Here is a 13,841-nt window from a genome sequence, read left to right as displayed (position 1 = left end):
GTCTGACCAATGAGAGCCCGAAGATCAATGCGCGCCTGAGACGCAGACACCGCAAGGCGCGCTGCTCGTTGGCAGCACGCTCATGCGTGATATCGGGAGGGCCAAGCGAGGGACCTGGATAAGGTCCCTGCGTCATCAGCGGGCGGCGGCGAGTTCCTGTTGGATACTGCCGACAGTACGAGGCCAAGGTTTACCAGCCTGAACCTTCTCTGGCAAGGCCTTGATAGCGGTCAGTGCCGCATTGCGGTCAGCGAAGCTGCCGTAAGTCACCACGAACAGAGGCTTGCCCTGCAGGGTTTTCTTGAAGTAACGGTACTCGGCGCCCTGCTCTTTCACGTAGCTCTGAGCGGTGGCTTCAGAGCTGGTGCCGAGGATCTGCACCACGTAATGCGTCGGTGCCTGACCTGCGTACCAGCCGCTGCCCGCCGCGCCAGACGCTGCAGCTGCTGGTTTGGCCGCCGGCGCCGGGGCAGGTTTGGCGGTGGCCACCTGAGTCGGCGCTGGGGCAGGTTTCGCGGCAGGGGCCGGAGCAGGCGTTGGCTTGGGGGCCGGGGCCGGACGCGTTGCCGGAACCGGTTGCTGTGCCATGGTCGGCGCAGGACTTGCCGTCGCGCCTGCCGGTGGTGCAGTGGTGGTCACGGTCGGCGGCTGCAGCGATTGATTAGCCGCAGGGCCGCCATCTTCGCCGTCACCCTCGCCCGAACCCGCGGCTTCCGCCAGCGGCGCGCGGGTCGCCGGTTGCGAGCCGTTCATCGGCAGCGGCATCGGTTGCGAATTACCGGCGAACTCGATGGCCGGGCCACCGTTGTTCGATTGTTGCGCGGGCGCCTGGCCCTGACCCAGAGGCAATTGAGCCTGAGAGTTGGCTGGCGCAGTGGCCGGCGCGTTGCTGCGGCCTGGAATCAGCCACGCCGCGAGAACGGCTGCGACAACAACGCCACCCAAAGCCAACACGTGTTTCTTAGGCATTTTGAACCCCATACTTGGACGCTTGACCGCAGAGCGGCTGGCAATCATGGCTTCGATCATCGAATCGCGCGCGACCTGGTTGATCGCGCCTGGCCATCCACCGGACTGCTCGTGGATATCAGTGATCTGCGCGGCGCTGAACAACTCAACGCCCTGCCCTGCGCCATCGAGACGCTGAGCCAGATACTCACGGGTTTCTTCTTCGGTATACGGTGCCAGCTCGATAACGTGGAAGCGCTCTTCCTCGGTACCGCTCTCGGCGCACAGCTGATCCAGGCGATCAATGATCGAAGCCTCGCCGAACAGGAAGACATGCGGACGCCCTTCCGGGGTGCCTGCTGCCAATCCCAACAACGCTTCGAGTGCGGATTCGCCCAGTTGTTCGGCATCGTCCACCAGGATGTAGACTTCCTGACCGGTCAGCGCCAACTGCACGACCTGCGCCAGGATCGGGCGCATTTCCGCTTGAGCGACGTTCAGGGCCTGGGCAACCTGGCGCAGCACGCCCGTCGCATCACCGGCGCCACGCGCCGACACCACAACGCTCTGCACCGACTGCTTGTTGGTACTCGCCACCAATGCCTGACGCAACAGCGTTTTGCCGCTGCCCTGAGGCCCGGTCACGACCAGCAACAGCTGGCTGTAGCGCGCAAGGTGATGCAGCTGGCCCAGCACGGGCTTGCGCTGTGCGGGGAAGAACTTGAAGCCGGGAACCCGCGTTGCAAAGGGGTCATGACTCAACTGGTAATGACCGAGGAAGGCCTCATCGGCGTGCAAACTAGTCATGGATTTCTCATTAACCTCTAAGCTGATCCACCAAGGCGCGGTAGTCCGCGACCAGTGTGGCCTGTAGTACTTCTTGTGGATATTCGTCTGTTACCACTGCTTCACCGATGCGACGCAACAGCACCAGGCGCAAACGACCGTCAATGACCTTTTTGTCCACCGCCATGTGCTCGAGGAAGTGCTCGGGTGTCATGTCTTGCGGCGGAACCACCGGCAAGCCGGCGCGCTGAAAAATACGGACGCCGCGGTCACGTTCCTGCTCGCTGATCCAGCCCAGACGCGCCGACATTTCCAGCGCCATCACCGTGCCTGCCGCCACCGCCTCGCCGTGCAGCCATACGCCGTAACCCATGTGGGTTTCGATGGCGTGGCCGAAGGTGTGGCCGAGGTTCAGCGTGGCACGCACACCAGACTCTCGCTCATCGGCACCGACGACCGCCGCCTTGGCGGCGCACGAGCGCTCGATTGCCGTGGTCAGCGCGACCTGATCCAGCCCGCGCAGCTTATCCACATTCTCTTCGAGCCACGTCAGGAACGGTTCGTCACAGATCAAACCGTATTTGATGACCTCGGCAAGACCGGCGGACAGTTCGCGTTCAGGCAGGGTGTTCAGCGATAACGTGTCAATCAGCACCGCATTGGGCTGATAGAAAGCGCCCACCATGTTTTTGCCCAGCGGGTGATTGATGCCGGTTTTGCCACCGACCGAGGAATCGACCTGGGAGAGCAGTGTGGTCGGCACTTGAATGAATTCGACGCCGCGCTGGTAACAGGCAGCGGCAAAGCCGGCCATGTCGCCAATAACGCCGCCGCCCAACGCAATCACAGTGGTGCGGCGATCATGGCGTGCAGTAAGCAGCGCGTCGAAGATGGTTTGCAGGGTTTCCCAGTTCTTGAAGGCTTCACCGTCGGGAAGCACGATCGGCAAGACGCTGTAACCGGCGAGGGATCGGGTCAGGCGTTCCATGTAGAGCGGCGCAACGGTGGCGTTGGAAACGATCGCCACCTGTTTACCGGCAATGTACGGCTTGAGCAACTCGGGCTGATCCAGCAAGCCTTCGCCGATATGGATCGGGTAGCTGCGTTCGCCAAGCTCGACCTTGAGTGTCTGCATGTGTCCCCACGCTGTTAACAATTGGTTGCCTGTGCGCGTCTGAAAGACGCCGACACCGGCTATGGCGCAAGGCCATGTAGCGACCCCACTTTTTATGGTCGCCGAGGATAGCGCATTTCCGTCTGCGCTTTAACGGGGAGGAAGCTCGGCCAGCAGGGCGAGTATGTCGATAACCACCATTCGCGGGGGCCGCTCATCGGTTTCGATGATGACATCGGCGATCTCGCGGTACAGCGGATCGCGGATCGCCAGCAGTTCGCGTAGCACGCGCGCCGGGTCAGCCGTGCGCAACAACGGTCGGTTACGATCCCGCGAGGTCCGGCCCACTTGCTGCTCAACCGACGCATGCAGATACACCACCCGACCGCCGGCGTGCAGGGCGCGACGGTTTTCTTCACGCATGACTGCGCCCCCGCCGGTGGCTACGACTACGCCGTCCAGTGCGGAGAGCTCGGCGATCATGGCCTGTTCGCGGTCGCGAAAGCCCGCTTCACCTTCCTTGTCGAAGATCCAGGGAATATTGGCGCCCGTTCGCAGCTCGATTTCCTTGTCGGAATCCTTGAACGGCAGTCGAAGCTCTTTGGCCAGCAAGCGACCGATGGTGCTTTTGCCAGCCCCCATCGGCCCCACAAGAATTAAATTTCGCACAGAATCAACGACTCACAGCAATCGCCTGGTTGTTCATGATACGCGGAGTGAGAAACACCAACAGCTCGGATTTTGACTCCGAAACCACATCGCGCCGGAAAAGGCGGCCAACATACGGCACATCGCCTAAAAATGGCACCTTGTCGACGACTTTACTCTGCGTATTCGAGAACACGCCACCAATTACGATGGTCTCGCCGTCGGCCACCAGCACCTTGGCGTTGACTTCGTTTTTCTTGATCGGCGGCACACCCAGCACCGTGTTCACGTAGTCCGGCTCATCTTTGGTGACCTTGACCTCCATGATGATGCGGTTGTCAGGCGTGATCTGCGGGGTCACTTCCAGGGACAGCGAGGCCTCTTTGAACGACACCGACGTCGCGCCGCTGGAGCTCGCTTCCTGATAAGGCACTTCCGTACCTTTCAGGATTTTCGCGGTTTCCTTGTCCGACGTAACGACCTTTGGCTGCGAGACCACTTCGCCGTTGCCGCTCTTCTCCATCGCCGTCAGCTCGAGGTCGAGAATGGTGTTGTTGGTCAGGAAGCCCAGGCCGATCGACGAGGTAGCATTGGTCACGCCCATGTCGACGTAGGGACCATTGGTTGCCGAGGCGCCCGAGACGGTGCCGTTGCCGCCGGCGGTGAAGTTGCCCCTGTTGCTCGAACCGCCCCAGCGCACGCCGAGAGACTTGTCGTAATCGACGTTGGCCTCGACGATGCGTGCCTCGATCATCACCTGGCGCACCGGGATGTCCAGCTGCGAAACGATGCGGCGCAGCTCGTCCAGACGATCCTGGGTCTGGTAGGCAATGATGTTGTTGGTTCGCTCATCGACGGTGATCGAACCGCGCTCGTCGGTCTTGGATTCTGCGCTCGTCACCGACTGAAACAACTTGGCGATGTCAGCGGCCTTGGCGTAGTTCACTTGCAGCAACTCGCGACGCAGCGGGGCCAGTTCGGAAATCTGCTTGAGGGATTCCAGCTCCTGGCGCTCGCGCGCAGCGATCTCGTCAGCCGGACCGACCAGCAAGACGTTGCCGATCTTGCGCTTGTCCAGGCCCTTGGTCTTGAGCACCAGATCCAGTGCCTGATCCCACGGCACGTTCTGCAGGCGCAGGGTGATGCCGCCTTGCACGGTGTCGCTGGCCACCAGATTGAGGTTGGTGAAATCAGCGATCAGTTGCAGCACCGAGCGCACATCGATGTCCTGGAAGTTCAGCGACAGCTTCTCGCCGGTGTAGACCAGTTTTTCCGAGTTGCGCCGCTCCTGATCTTCGTTGGTCAGGGGGCGCACGCTGATGGTCAGCTTGTTGTCGGTCTGGTAGGCGGAGTAGTCGAACGCACCGGACGGCTCGATGGAGATACTGGCCTTGTCACCCGTGGCGCTGGAATTGACGAACTGCACCGGGGTGGCGAAATCCTTGACGTCCAGACGCACGCGCAGCGGCTCAGGCAATTGCGTTTTGGCGAAGTCGACGCGGATCTTGCCGCCCTGCTCCTGAATGTCCGGGGCAATGCCGGTGTCGCTCAGCTCGATGATGACGTTGCCTTCACCCAACTCGCCGCGCTGGAAGTCGACGTTTTTCACCGACCGTGGGCCTGGCGCATACGAGCGGGCAACGGGTTTCGACTGGGCGGCAGGTCCGCTTGGCACGCTCACTCGCGCCGCGCCCATGGCGGTGCTCGGCTGCGAGCCCTGAGCCGCAGCGGCGCCCTGGCCCACGACCACGAACAGGTTGTTGCCGTCGACACGCGAGCTGTAAGGCGCGAGCGTGGTGAGGTTGATGATCACCCGCGTGCGGTCCTTGGCTTCGACGACCACAACGCTGCGGGCGTTACCTGAACCCAGATCACGGCTTTTGATCGCCAACTGGCTGGTCACCCCCGGCAGGTCCAGCGCAATGCGCGCCGGTTGCTCGGTGGTGTAACCGCGCGGCGCCGCCACCGGACCGTCGAAGGACAGTTTCAGTTCGACTCGATCCCCCGGCAATGCGGCGACATCCAGCGTCTTGAGGTTAGCCGCCTGGACAACCGGTGAAAGCATCGCCATCCCTAGCGACAGGCCGATAATCGAAAGAATCCTGTTCATGTTCACATTCCACCACTGTGCAGATCCGAAGGTGCTTCGCTTGCTTGCCGTCTTCATGAGCGTTCCTTGAGGGAAATACTGAGCGGACGCTCAAGCCAGGCCCCCTCTCCATCCGGAACGATTTCCATCACTTGCACCGCCGAGTCGGTGATCGCCGTAATCCGGCCATCGTTACGCCCCAGGTAATCGCCCACTTTCACCCGATGCACGCCACCCGCCCCGCGAAGCAGCGCGAACGTGCCGGTTTCATTGCTCAACGTGCCGACCATCTCGAAGGAATCGATGTTGAAGCCTTCGAGAAACTGCTTCACCCGCGTCGGATCCGGCTGCACCAGGTGCGAGCCCTTTGGACGGTTGACCAGGTCAATCTTGATCGGCGGCTGAAAAGGACTGCGCAAACTGGCCGCCGCATAGGTAAAGGCTTCATAGGGCCGGAATTTGGGCATCGGCTCGATGGTGCCAACCGGCCGTGCGCGTACCTCGGCCATGAACTGCTTGAGATCGTCAAATTCATTCGAGCTGTCGCAACCCGCGAGCCCCATCAGCGTGACGCCGACGCACAACCAACGCATCGCCCTCATTTCGCCGGCCCTTTCGTATCAACGTTCTGAAGACCTTTGTCGTTATAGCGATAGGTCTTGGCAAGGATGCTCATGCGCAGCTTTCCGGGGGACTTGGCGTCCAGCGGTTTGATCTCGAAGTCATGCAGCGTCACGATTCGCGGCAGGCTGGCGACGCCGCTGGCGAAGGTCGCGAGGTCGTGATAACTGCCTGTCACGGTAATCTGGATCGGCAATTCAATATAAAACTGCTGGGCCTCTTCAGGGAGTAGCTTGATCTCTTCGAACTCCAGGCCACTGCCCAGACCGGTGCGGGTGATGTCTTCAAGCAGGCCAGGGACTTCGGTGTCGCTCGGCAACTGTCGCAGCAACGCGCCAAAGGTGTTTTCCATCTCCACCATCTGGCTCTTGTACGCCGCGAGGTTGGCAGCCTGATAAGCCTTGGTCGCGAACTGCTCTTTCAGCGCCGTCTCTTCGCCTCGGGCCTGATCCAGCTGAGCCTGCATGTCCTGGATATAGAAGAAGTACCCGCCGGCCAGAACCAGAGCCAACAGTAGCGCGCCGGCAATGGTCTTCACTGCGGCGGGCCATGAACCCAGGTTATTGATGTCCAGGTCGTTGAGGTCGATCTTTTTCAGGCTATCGAGCCAATCATTCATGCTCATGGCTTGACCCCCTCAACTGCTGGCTGCGTCTGACGCACCGTCAACTGGAAGGTGTTGGTCTGATCCACACCACCCGCCGCAGTGTTGGCCTTGACCTCGGTCAGACTCGGCGACTCCAGCCAGTCAGACGCATCCAGATTACGCAGCAGATCCGAGACCCGATTATTGGATTCGGCAGCGCCGGAAATGCTGATCATCTGCCCGGTCATCTTCACGTCGTTGAAATAGACACCATCGGGCAGGGTGCGCGCCATTTGATCGAAGATGCGCCCGATGATCGGCCGGTTGCCCTGCAGGTCCTGAATGATCTTCATCCGCTCCAGCAATTGCTTGCGACGCGCCTTGAGCTCGCTGATCTCTTTGATACGCGCGTCGAGCTGAACGATTTCGGTCCTGATGAATTGATTGCGGCTGTTCTGATGCGCGATGGCACTGCTCAAATATTGATCAGCCAAAAGAATGGCGCCGATGCCAAGCACCAGCACCCCGACGAGCGCCAGAATGAAGCGCTTCTTGCGCTCTTCGCGTTGCTGCTCGCGCCAGGGAAGTAAGTTGATCCGTGCCATTAGTCGAAGCTCCTCAGGGCCAGACCACACGCGATCATCAGTGCAGGAGCATCGCTGGCGAGCGCGCCAGCATTGACCTTGACGCTCAGCGCCATGTCAGCAAAGGGGTTAGCCACCAGCGTCGGCGTGCCCAGGCGTTCCTGGATCAGCCGATCAAGACCGGAAATAGAAGCTGTGCCACCGGCCAGCATGATGTAGTCAACGCGGTTGTACTGGCCGGCCGCGAAGAAAAACTGCAGCGAACGGGACACCTGCTGCACCACAGCGTCTTTGAACGGCTGCAGCACTTCCATGACGTAGTCGTCGGGGAGCCCGCCCTGCTTTTTCGCAAGCCCGGCCTCGCTAACGGACAAGCCATAACGGCGCTGGATTTCTTCGGTTAACTGGCGACCGCCAAATAATTGTTCGCGGGTATAGATGATGCGGCCATTGTGCAGCACGCTGAGGGTGGTCATGGTCGCGCCGATGTCGATGACGGCGACGGTTAACTGCTCGTGGTCCTGACCCAACTGGGCAGACAGCAGACCGAACGAGCGCTCCAGGGCATAAGCTTCGACATCGACCACGCGGGCGGTGAGCCCGGCCAGTGCCAGCGCGGCTTCGCGCACTTCTACGTTTTCCTTGCGGCACGCGGCCAGCAATACTTCGACGCGCTCGGGATTACGCGCCGAATACCCCTGAACCTCGAAGTCGATGGCCACTTCTTCCAGCGGATAGGGAATGTACTGATCGGCCTCGATCTTGAGCTGGTTTTCCATCTCGTCGTCGGAAAGCCCTGCATCCATCTCGATGGTCTTGGTGATAACCGCCGAACCTGCGACGGCAACCGCCGCAATTTTGACGTTACTCTTGGCTTTTACCAGCAGACGCGTCAAAGCACTGCCGACGCCTTCGAGCTCCGCGATGTTCTTTTCGACCACTGCGTTGGCGGGCAGTGGCTCGACCGCATAAGACTCGACCTTGTAACGGTTGCCGGAACGACTTAGCTCCAGGAGCTTGACCGAGGTGGAGCTAATATCGATCCCTAGAAGGGTGTTGGCCTTCTTACTGAAGAGTTCGAACACAACCGATTCCCTATGCGTTTCCGTCACTTACGGATGATTTCTAGTCCAGTGCCACTGTCGGCTGACTTGACAGTAGCGCAAATAACGCTCGACGACGAAAAATGCTTATAATGCCCAGCGTTTTTTTCGTGTAGCGAAGCTTCAAGGCGTGTTCATTTGTAAATGCCTGCGTCTAACTCATTCTTTTTTCTGGAAATCCAAAAGCCTTGATACGCCTGCTGAAGTTCGTCTGGTGGTCCATCGTCGCGGTCGTCTGCGGGCTGCTGCTCGGCCTGAGCGGCGCCTTTCTCTACCTGGCTCCGAACCTGCCCTCGGTCGATGCGCTGCGTAACATCCAGCTGCAGATCCCGCTGCGGGTGTTCAGCAGCGACGGCAAACTGATCGCAGAGTTTGGCGAAATGCGCCGCTCTCCCATCCGTTTCGCCGACATTCCCCCCAATTTCATTCACGCCCTGCTCTCTGCCGAAGACGATAACTTCGAGAATCACTATGGCGTGGACCCGAGCAGCCTGATGCGCGCGGCCAGCCAGTTGGTCAAGAGCGGTCATATCCAGTCCGGCGGCTCGACCATCACCATGCAGGTCGCGAAAAACTACTTCCTGACCAGCGAGCGCAGTTTTTCGCGCAAAACCACCGAGATTCTCTTGGCCTTGCAAATCGAGCGCCAACTTACCAAGGACGAGATTCTCGAGCTGTACGTCAACAAGATCTATCTGGGTAACCGCGCCTACGGCATCGAGGCCGCAGCGCAGGTTTACTACGGCAAATCCATCCGCGACCTGAGCGTCGCGCAGATGGCAATGATTGCCGGCTTGCCCAAGGCGCCGTCACGATTCAACCCACTGGCCAACCCGGTGCGCGCCAAAGAACGCCGCGACTGGATTCTGGGCCGCATGTTCAAGCTGGGGAAAATCGACCAGAACACCTACCAGACCGCTCTTGTCGAGCCGATCAACGCCAGCTACCACGTTCAGAGTCCCGAAGTGAACGCGCCGTATATCGCTGAAATGGCGCGCGCCGAAATGGTGGGTCGTTATGGCAGCGCAGCCTACACAGAAGGTTTCCGCGTCACCACTACCGTACCGAGCGGCCTGCAGGAAGACGCCAACAAGGCGGTGCAGGACGGGCTGATCGAATACGACCAGCGCCATGGCTATCGCGGGCCTGAGAGCCGATTCCCAGGCCTGACCCGCGAGGGCTGGGTGCAGGAACTGAGCAAACAGCGTCCGATCAGCGGTCTGGAGCCGGCCATCGTCACCCAGGTCGACAAGACCGGGATCCGCGTGCTGACCCGCAGCGGCGAGAACGAAGAAACCGTCGCCTGGGACAGCATGAAGTGGGCCAAGGCGTTCCTGAACACCAACAGCGTCGGCGCCAATCCCAAGCAGCCTGGCGATGTCGCCCACGTCGGCGATCTGGTGCGTTTGCAGCGTCAGCCGGACAACTCGCTCAAGTTCAGCCAGCTTCCGGTGGCGCAAAGCGCGCTGGTTTCGCTCGATCCGCAGAACGGCGCGATTCGCGCGCTGGTTGGCGGTTTCGCGTTCGAGCAGAGCAACTACAACCGGGCAATGCAGGCCAAGCGTCAGCCGGGCTCCAGCTTCAAGCCGTTCCTGTACTCGGCAGCGCTGGATAACGGCTATACCGCCGCCAGCCTGGTCAATGACGCGCCGATCGTATTCGTCGACGAAACCATCGACAAAGTCTGGCGCCCGAAGAACGACACGGGCACCTTCCTCGGTCCGATTCGGCTGCGCGAGGCGTTGTACAAGTCGCGCAACCTCGTGTCGATCCGCCTGCTGCAAAGCCTGGGCGTGAACAACGCGATCAACTACATCACTCGGTTTGGCTTCAACAAGCAGGACTTGCCGCCCAACCTGTCCCTGGCCCTCGGCACGGCAACCCTGACACCGATGGAGATCGTCAGCGGCTGGAGTGCATTTGCCAACGGCGGTTACAAGGTCAGCTCGTACCTGATCCAGAAGATTGAGGACCGTGAGGGGAAAACCCTTTTTGTCGCCAACCCTCCGACAGTGCCTGCCAATGACCCTAATCCGAAAGCGGTCAGCGAGGCGGCTATCAGCAATGCATCGACTTATGCAGCGCCAGAAGCCCCGCCGCTGACTGCCAATGTCGTGCCGAACGCGCTGGATACTTCGGGCGCAGCGCCGGCCCCTGTGGTCGCGGAGCGGATTGTTGACGGTCGCACGGTTTACATTCTCAACAGCATGCTGCAGGACGTGATCAAACGCGGCACCGGTCGCCGCGCCCTGGCGATGAACCGTCCGGACATCGCAGGCAAAACCGGTACCACCAACGAATCGAAAGATGCGTGGTTCACGGGTTACAACGCCGATTACGTGACCACGGTCTGGACCGGTTTCGATCAGCCAGAAAGCCTCGGTCGCCATGAGTTCGGCGGCACGGTCGCGCTGCCGATCTGGATGAAGTACATGAGCGCCGCGCTGAAGGACAAGCCGCCACACGTTCAGGCCGAACCGGACGGCATCCTCAGCCTGCGTATCGACCCCGTCAGCGGCCGCTCCGCCACGCCGAGTACGCCAGGGGCGTTCTTCGAGCTGTTCAAGAGCGAAGATACGCCGCCTAGCGTGAACGAACTTGGCGGCAGCCCACCTCCAGGCAGCCCGCTGCCGGCGGATGAATCAGCGCCGATCGATCTGTTCTAGGGGAGCAGCCGCAAGCCTCAAGCGGCAAGCTCCAAGTAAAAGCAGCGGCGATCAGTTGCACTGCTGGCAGCCTCCAGCCATAAAAAAAACCCAGCACTTGGCTGGGTTTTTTATGGGCGCTTGTATCAGCCGTTGAACACTTCATCCACGCTCTTCAGCGGGTAGTGCTTCGGATACGGCAGGGTTGCGACGCCGCTCTCGATGGCTGCCTTGGCAACTGCATCGGAGATCAGGCCCAGCAGGCGCGCGTCCATTGGTTTCGGGATGATGTACTCACGACCGAATTCCAGGGCGATGCCGCCATAGGCATCGCAGACTTCCTGAGGCACCGGCAGCTTGGCCAGTTCTCGCAGGGCGTTGGCCGCGGCGATCTTCATCTCTTCGTTGATGCGCTTGGCGCGAACGTCCAGCGCGCCACGGAAGATGAACGGGAAGCCCAGCACGTTGTTGACCTGGTTCGGGTAGTCCGAACGGCCGGTGGCCATGATCACGTCGTCGCGGGTAGCGTGAGCCAGTTCTGGCGAGATCTCCGGATCCGGGTTCGAGCAAGCGAACACGATCGGGTTGGCCGCCATCGACTTCAGACCTTCAGCGCTCAGCAGGTTTGGACCGGACAGACCGACGAAGACGTCAGCGCCTTCCAGGGCGTCGGCCAGCGTGCGCTTGTCGGTGGAGTGAGCGAACTGGGCCTTGTATTGATTCAGGTCGGTACGCCCGTCGTGAACCACGCCGCTACGGTCGATCATGAAGATGTTTTCGATCTTCGCGCCCATGCTCACCAGCAACTTCATGCAGGAGATGGCCGCAGCGCCAGCGCCCAGGCAGACGATCTTCGCCGCTTCCAGGGTTTTGCCGGCGATTTCCAGCGCGTTGATCATGCCGGCTGCGGTAACGATCGCGGTGCCGTGCTGGTCATCGTGGAAAACCGGAATGTCGCACTGCTCGATCAGCGCCTTTTCGATTTCAAAGCACTCAGGTGCCTTGATGTCTTCCAGGTTGATGCCACCGAACGTGATGGAGATGCGTCGCACGGTGTCGATGAAGGCCTGCGGGCTCTCCGAGTCGACTTCGATATCGAACACGTCGATACCGGCAAAGCGCTTGAACAGCACGCCCTTGCCTTCCATGACCGGCTTGGACGCGAGAGGCCCGAGGTTACCCAGACCCAGAATCGCGGTGCCATCAGAGATGACCGCTACCAGGTTGCCTTTGCCGGTGTACTTGTAGGCAAGCTCCGGATCGCGACCGATTTCGCGGACCGGCTCAGCCACACCCGGGCTGTAAGCCAGCGACAGATCGCGAGCGGTTGCAGTGGCTTTGGTGAGCTCGACGCTGAGTTTCCCTGGACGGGGATGAGCGTGGTATTCGAGAGCGGCAGTTTTCAAATCTGACATGGGGGCATTCCGCTTTTTTACTGTTGGACAGACGGACCGCCGAGCATACGCAAGTCATAAAGTCCTAACAAGACTGGCGGGTCACCTGTGTCAAGAGGCCGCATCTACGACTTTCAGCGTAGAGCCGCAGGACACACAGCCTCTAACGGCGACAATCTGTTCAAGAAATGTCTACAATTTATTAATTAACTGTATTCAACATTGCAGGATGAGTGATCGGCATCATCCAGCGAGGCTGATCTGCTCTAAGGCCGCCCCGACGAGAACGATCAACCACCCAGCCACGGGCTTCGATGCGCTGCCCCTTCAACCGCTGCAACGCGGCAGTGTCAAACTGACCGAGCAGTTTGGGCGCAATGCGCAGCACCAGCGCATCGCCGAATTCGATCCACAGGCCGCCGCCATTGCGCTGCACGCGGGTCACGCGCCCGCTGACCAACGCGAACCCGCCGGTGTTGATCTGCTCCGCCGGCTGAACCGGCGAAATGCGCCACAGGCCCAGGCCGGCCTGGCGAGCTGACTTCTCCGCGGCCTGCTGGCAGCTGACCAGCGCTACGTTCGGAGAGACTGCGACGAGATAGCCAAGGCCTTCGGCGAGCAGTTGCGCCTCGAGATTGGCGCCATCGCGGCCATAGACGTTAGCGAGCGTGCGTCCGTAGTGATCGGTCGGCTCTTCACCGACGCGCAGCCTGACCTGCCCGTCGCTTGCATCCACCAACGCCTGCAAACGACGCTTGGCCGCTTCGGCAAACGGCTGGGCGGACTGACCCTTTTTGCCGGTTTCTGGCGTATTCAAGCCAATCATGCGAACGCTGCGACCATCGATCAGACGCACCGTGTCGCCGTCGACCACTCGCTGCACCTGAGCCACAGGCAGCGACGCCGGGGCCGGACACAAAGCCTGGGCCGCCGAAAGCCAAATCGCGGACATAAAAAAGGCGCCCGCGAGGGACGCCTTTTTAAGCAGCCTGGAGAAACGCATCGGCGACTCCAGAACGGCCAACCTTACTCTGCAGCAGCAGGAGCTTTGGTAGGACCGAACGCACCGAAACGCGACTTGAACTTGTCGACACGACCGCCGACGTCCAGAGTTTTTTGCTTGCCGGTGTAGAACGGGTGGCACTCGTTGCACACGTCCAGGCTCAGAGGCTTGGCCAGTGTGGAACGGGTTTTGATGACATTGCCGCAGCTGCAGGTTGCGTCAATGGCTTCGTAAACTGGATGGATATCAGCTTTCATGGGTATTTCCTCAGGCTATCGTGCCGCCACCCAACACTATTGTTGAATACCGCACGGAATTAG

General features: G+C 60.5%; 11 protein-coding genes and 2 pseudogenes. 1 reads left to right on the top strand and 12 read right to left on the bottom strand.

Annotation, left to right across the window (positions count from 1 at the left end; all coding sequences use genetic code 11):
* Nucleotides 1–135 precede the first annotated feature (135 nt).
* The 9 genes and pseudogenes from ACYAR8_RS22070 to ACYAR8_RS22030 form a co-directional block, all read right to left on the bottom strand.
* On the bottom strand, nucleotides 136–1,755 hold the full coding sequence (locus ACYAR8_RS22070) for an AAA family ATPase (protein WP_108119113.1): 1,620 nt from the start codon (nucleotides 1,753–1,755) through the stop codon (nucleotides 136–138).
* Nucleotides 1,756–1,765: 10 nt separating this feature from the next.
* Nucleotides 1,766–2,869 (bottom strand): 3-dehydroquinate synthase, encoded by a 1,104-nt coding sequence (gene aroB, locus ACYAR8_RS22065; protein ID WP_074890775.1) that lies wholly within the window; start codon nucleotides 2,867–2,869, stop codon nucleotides 1,766–1,768.
* Nucleotides 2,870–2,998: 129 nt separating this feature from the next.
* Nucleotides 2,999–3,517, bottom strand: a complete 519-nt coding sequence (gene aroK / locus ACYAR8_RS22060) for a shikimate kinase AroK (protein ID WP_065986620.1) — start codon at nucleotides 3,515–3,517, stop codon at nucleotides 2,999–3,001.
* Between the two features lie 4 nt (nucleotides 3,518–3,521).
* Nucleotides 3,522–5,099 (bottom strand): annotated as a pseudogene (locus ACYAR8_RS22055) (type IV pilus secretin PilQ); the annotation flags it as partial.
* 122 nt (nucleotides 5,100–5,221) lie between these two features.
* Nucleotides 5,222–5,606, bottom strand: a pseudogene (locus ACYAR8_RS22050) (AMIN domain-containing protein); the annotation flags it as partial.
* A gap of 53 nt (nucleotides 5,607–5,659) precedes the next feature.
* The gene (locus ACYAR8_RS22045) at nucleotides 5,660–6,187 is read right to left on the bottom strand and encodes a pilus assembly protein PilP (RefSeq protein ID WP_065986622.1); all 528 of its coding nucleotides are present in this window, start codon (nucleotides 6,185–6,187) and stop codon (nucleotides 5,660–5,662) included.
* A complete protein-coding gene (pilO, locus tag ACYAR8_RS22040; protein ID WP_074890778.1) occupies nucleotides 6,184–6,831 on the bottom strand; it encodes a type 4a pilus biogenesis protein PilO in 648 nt (215 codons plus the stop codon). The genes ACYAR8_RS22045 and pilO overlap by 4 nt, the downstream gene beginning before the upstream one ends.
* Nucleotides 6,828–7,397, bottom strand: coding sequence for a PilN domain-containing protein (locus tag ACYAR8_RS22035; protein ID WP_074890780.1), 570 nt, complete (start codon nucleotides 7,395–7,397; stop codon nucleotides 6,828–6,830). Before ACYAR8_RS22035 ends, pilO begins: the two co-directional genes overlap by 4 nt.
* Nucleotides 7,397–8,461, bottom strand: a complete 1,065-nt coding sequence (locus ACYAR8_RS22030) for a pilus assembly protein PilM (protein WP_074890782.1) — start codon at nucleotides 8,459–8,461, stop codon at nucleotides 7,397–7,399. The genes ACYAR8_RS22035 and ACYAR8_RS22030 overlap by 1 nt, the downstream gene beginning before the upstream one ends.
* A 209-nt stretch (nucleotides 8,462–8,670) precedes the next feature.
* Between ACYAR8_RS22030 and ACYAR8_RS22025 the strand changes: the two genes are divergently transcribed.
* Nucleotides 8,671–11,145, top strand: coding sequence for a penicillin-binding protein 1A (locus ACYAR8_RS22025; RefSeq protein WP_425438883.1), 2,475 nt, complete (start codon nucleotides 8,671–8,673; stop codon nucleotides 11,143–11,145).
* A 125-nt stretch (nucleotides 11,146–11,270) separates the two neighbouring features.
* Here the strand turns inward: ACYAR8_RS22025 and ACYAR8_RS22020 are convergent, their stop codons facing one another.
* From ACYAR8_RS22020 to rpmE, 3 genes are all read right to left on the bottom strand, one after another.
* Nucleotides 11,271–12,539, bottom strand: coding sequence for a malic enzyme-like NAD(P)-binding protein (locus ACYAR8_RS22020; RefSeq protein WP_074890785.1), 1,269 nt, complete (start codon nucleotides 12,537–12,539; stop codon nucleotides 11,271–11,273).
* Between the two features lie 181 nt (nucleotides 12,540–12,720).
* Nucleotides 12,721–13,521 carry a thermonuclease family protein gene (locus ACYAR8_RS22015; RefSeq protein WP_463581054.1) on the bottom strand — a complete coding sequence of 267 codons (801 nt, stop codon included), beginning with the start codon at nucleotides 13,519–13,521 and terminating at the stop codon, nucleotides 12,721–12,723.
* Between the two features lie 23 nt (nucleotides 13,522–13,544).
* Nucleotides 13,545–13,778 carry a 50S ribosomal protein L31 gene (gene rpmE, locus ACYAR8_RS22010; protein WP_065986634.1) on the bottom strand — a complete coding sequence of 78 codons (234 nt, stop codon included), beginning with the start codon at nucleotides 13,776–13,778 and terminating at the stop codon, nucleotides 13,545–13,547.
* Nucleotides 13,779–13,841 lie beyond the last annotated feature (63 nt).

It is taken from the genome of Pseudomonas sp. HP_01, from assembly GCF_055284355.1.
Note: the sequence above shows the minus strand (reverse complement) of the source record. Positions and strands in the feature narration are given on the sequence as shown.

Excerpts from the sequence above, each read along its gene's own strand:
- ACYAR8_RS22070 (WP_108119113.1), bottom strand. The coding sequence starts at position 1,755 with ATGACTAGTTTGCACGCCGATGAGGCCTTCCTCGGTCATTACCAGTTG.
- aroB (WP_074890775.1), bottom strand. The coding sequence starts at position 2,869 with ATGCAGACACTCAAGGTCGAGCTTGGCGAACGCAGCTACCCGATCCAT.
- ACYAR8_RS22045 (WP_065986622.1), bottom strand. The coding sequence starts at position 6,187 with ATGAGGGCGATGCGTTGGTTGTGCGTCGGCGTCACGCTGATGGGGCTC.
- pilO (WP_074890778.1), bottom strand. The coding sequence starts at position 6,831 with ATGAGCATGAATGATTGGCTCGATAGCCTGAAAAAGATCGACCTCAAC.
- ACYAR8_RS22035 (WP_074890780.1), bottom strand. The coding sequence starts at position 7,397 with ATGGCACGGATCAACTTACTTCCCTGGCGCGAGCAGCAACGCGAAGAG.
- ACYAR8_RS22020 (WP_074890785.1), bottom strand. The coding sequence starts at position 12,539 with ATGTCAGATTTGAAAACTGCCGCTCTCGAATACCACGCTCATCCCCGT.
- ACYAR8_RS22015 (WP_463581054.1), bottom strand. The coding sequence starts at position 13,521 with ATGCGTTTCTCCAGGCTGCTTAAAAAGGCGTCCCTCGCGGGCGCCTTT.
- rpmE (WP_065986634.1), bottom strand. The coding sequence starts at position 13,778 with ATGAAAGCTGATATCCATCCAGTTTACGAAGCCATTGACGCAACCTGC.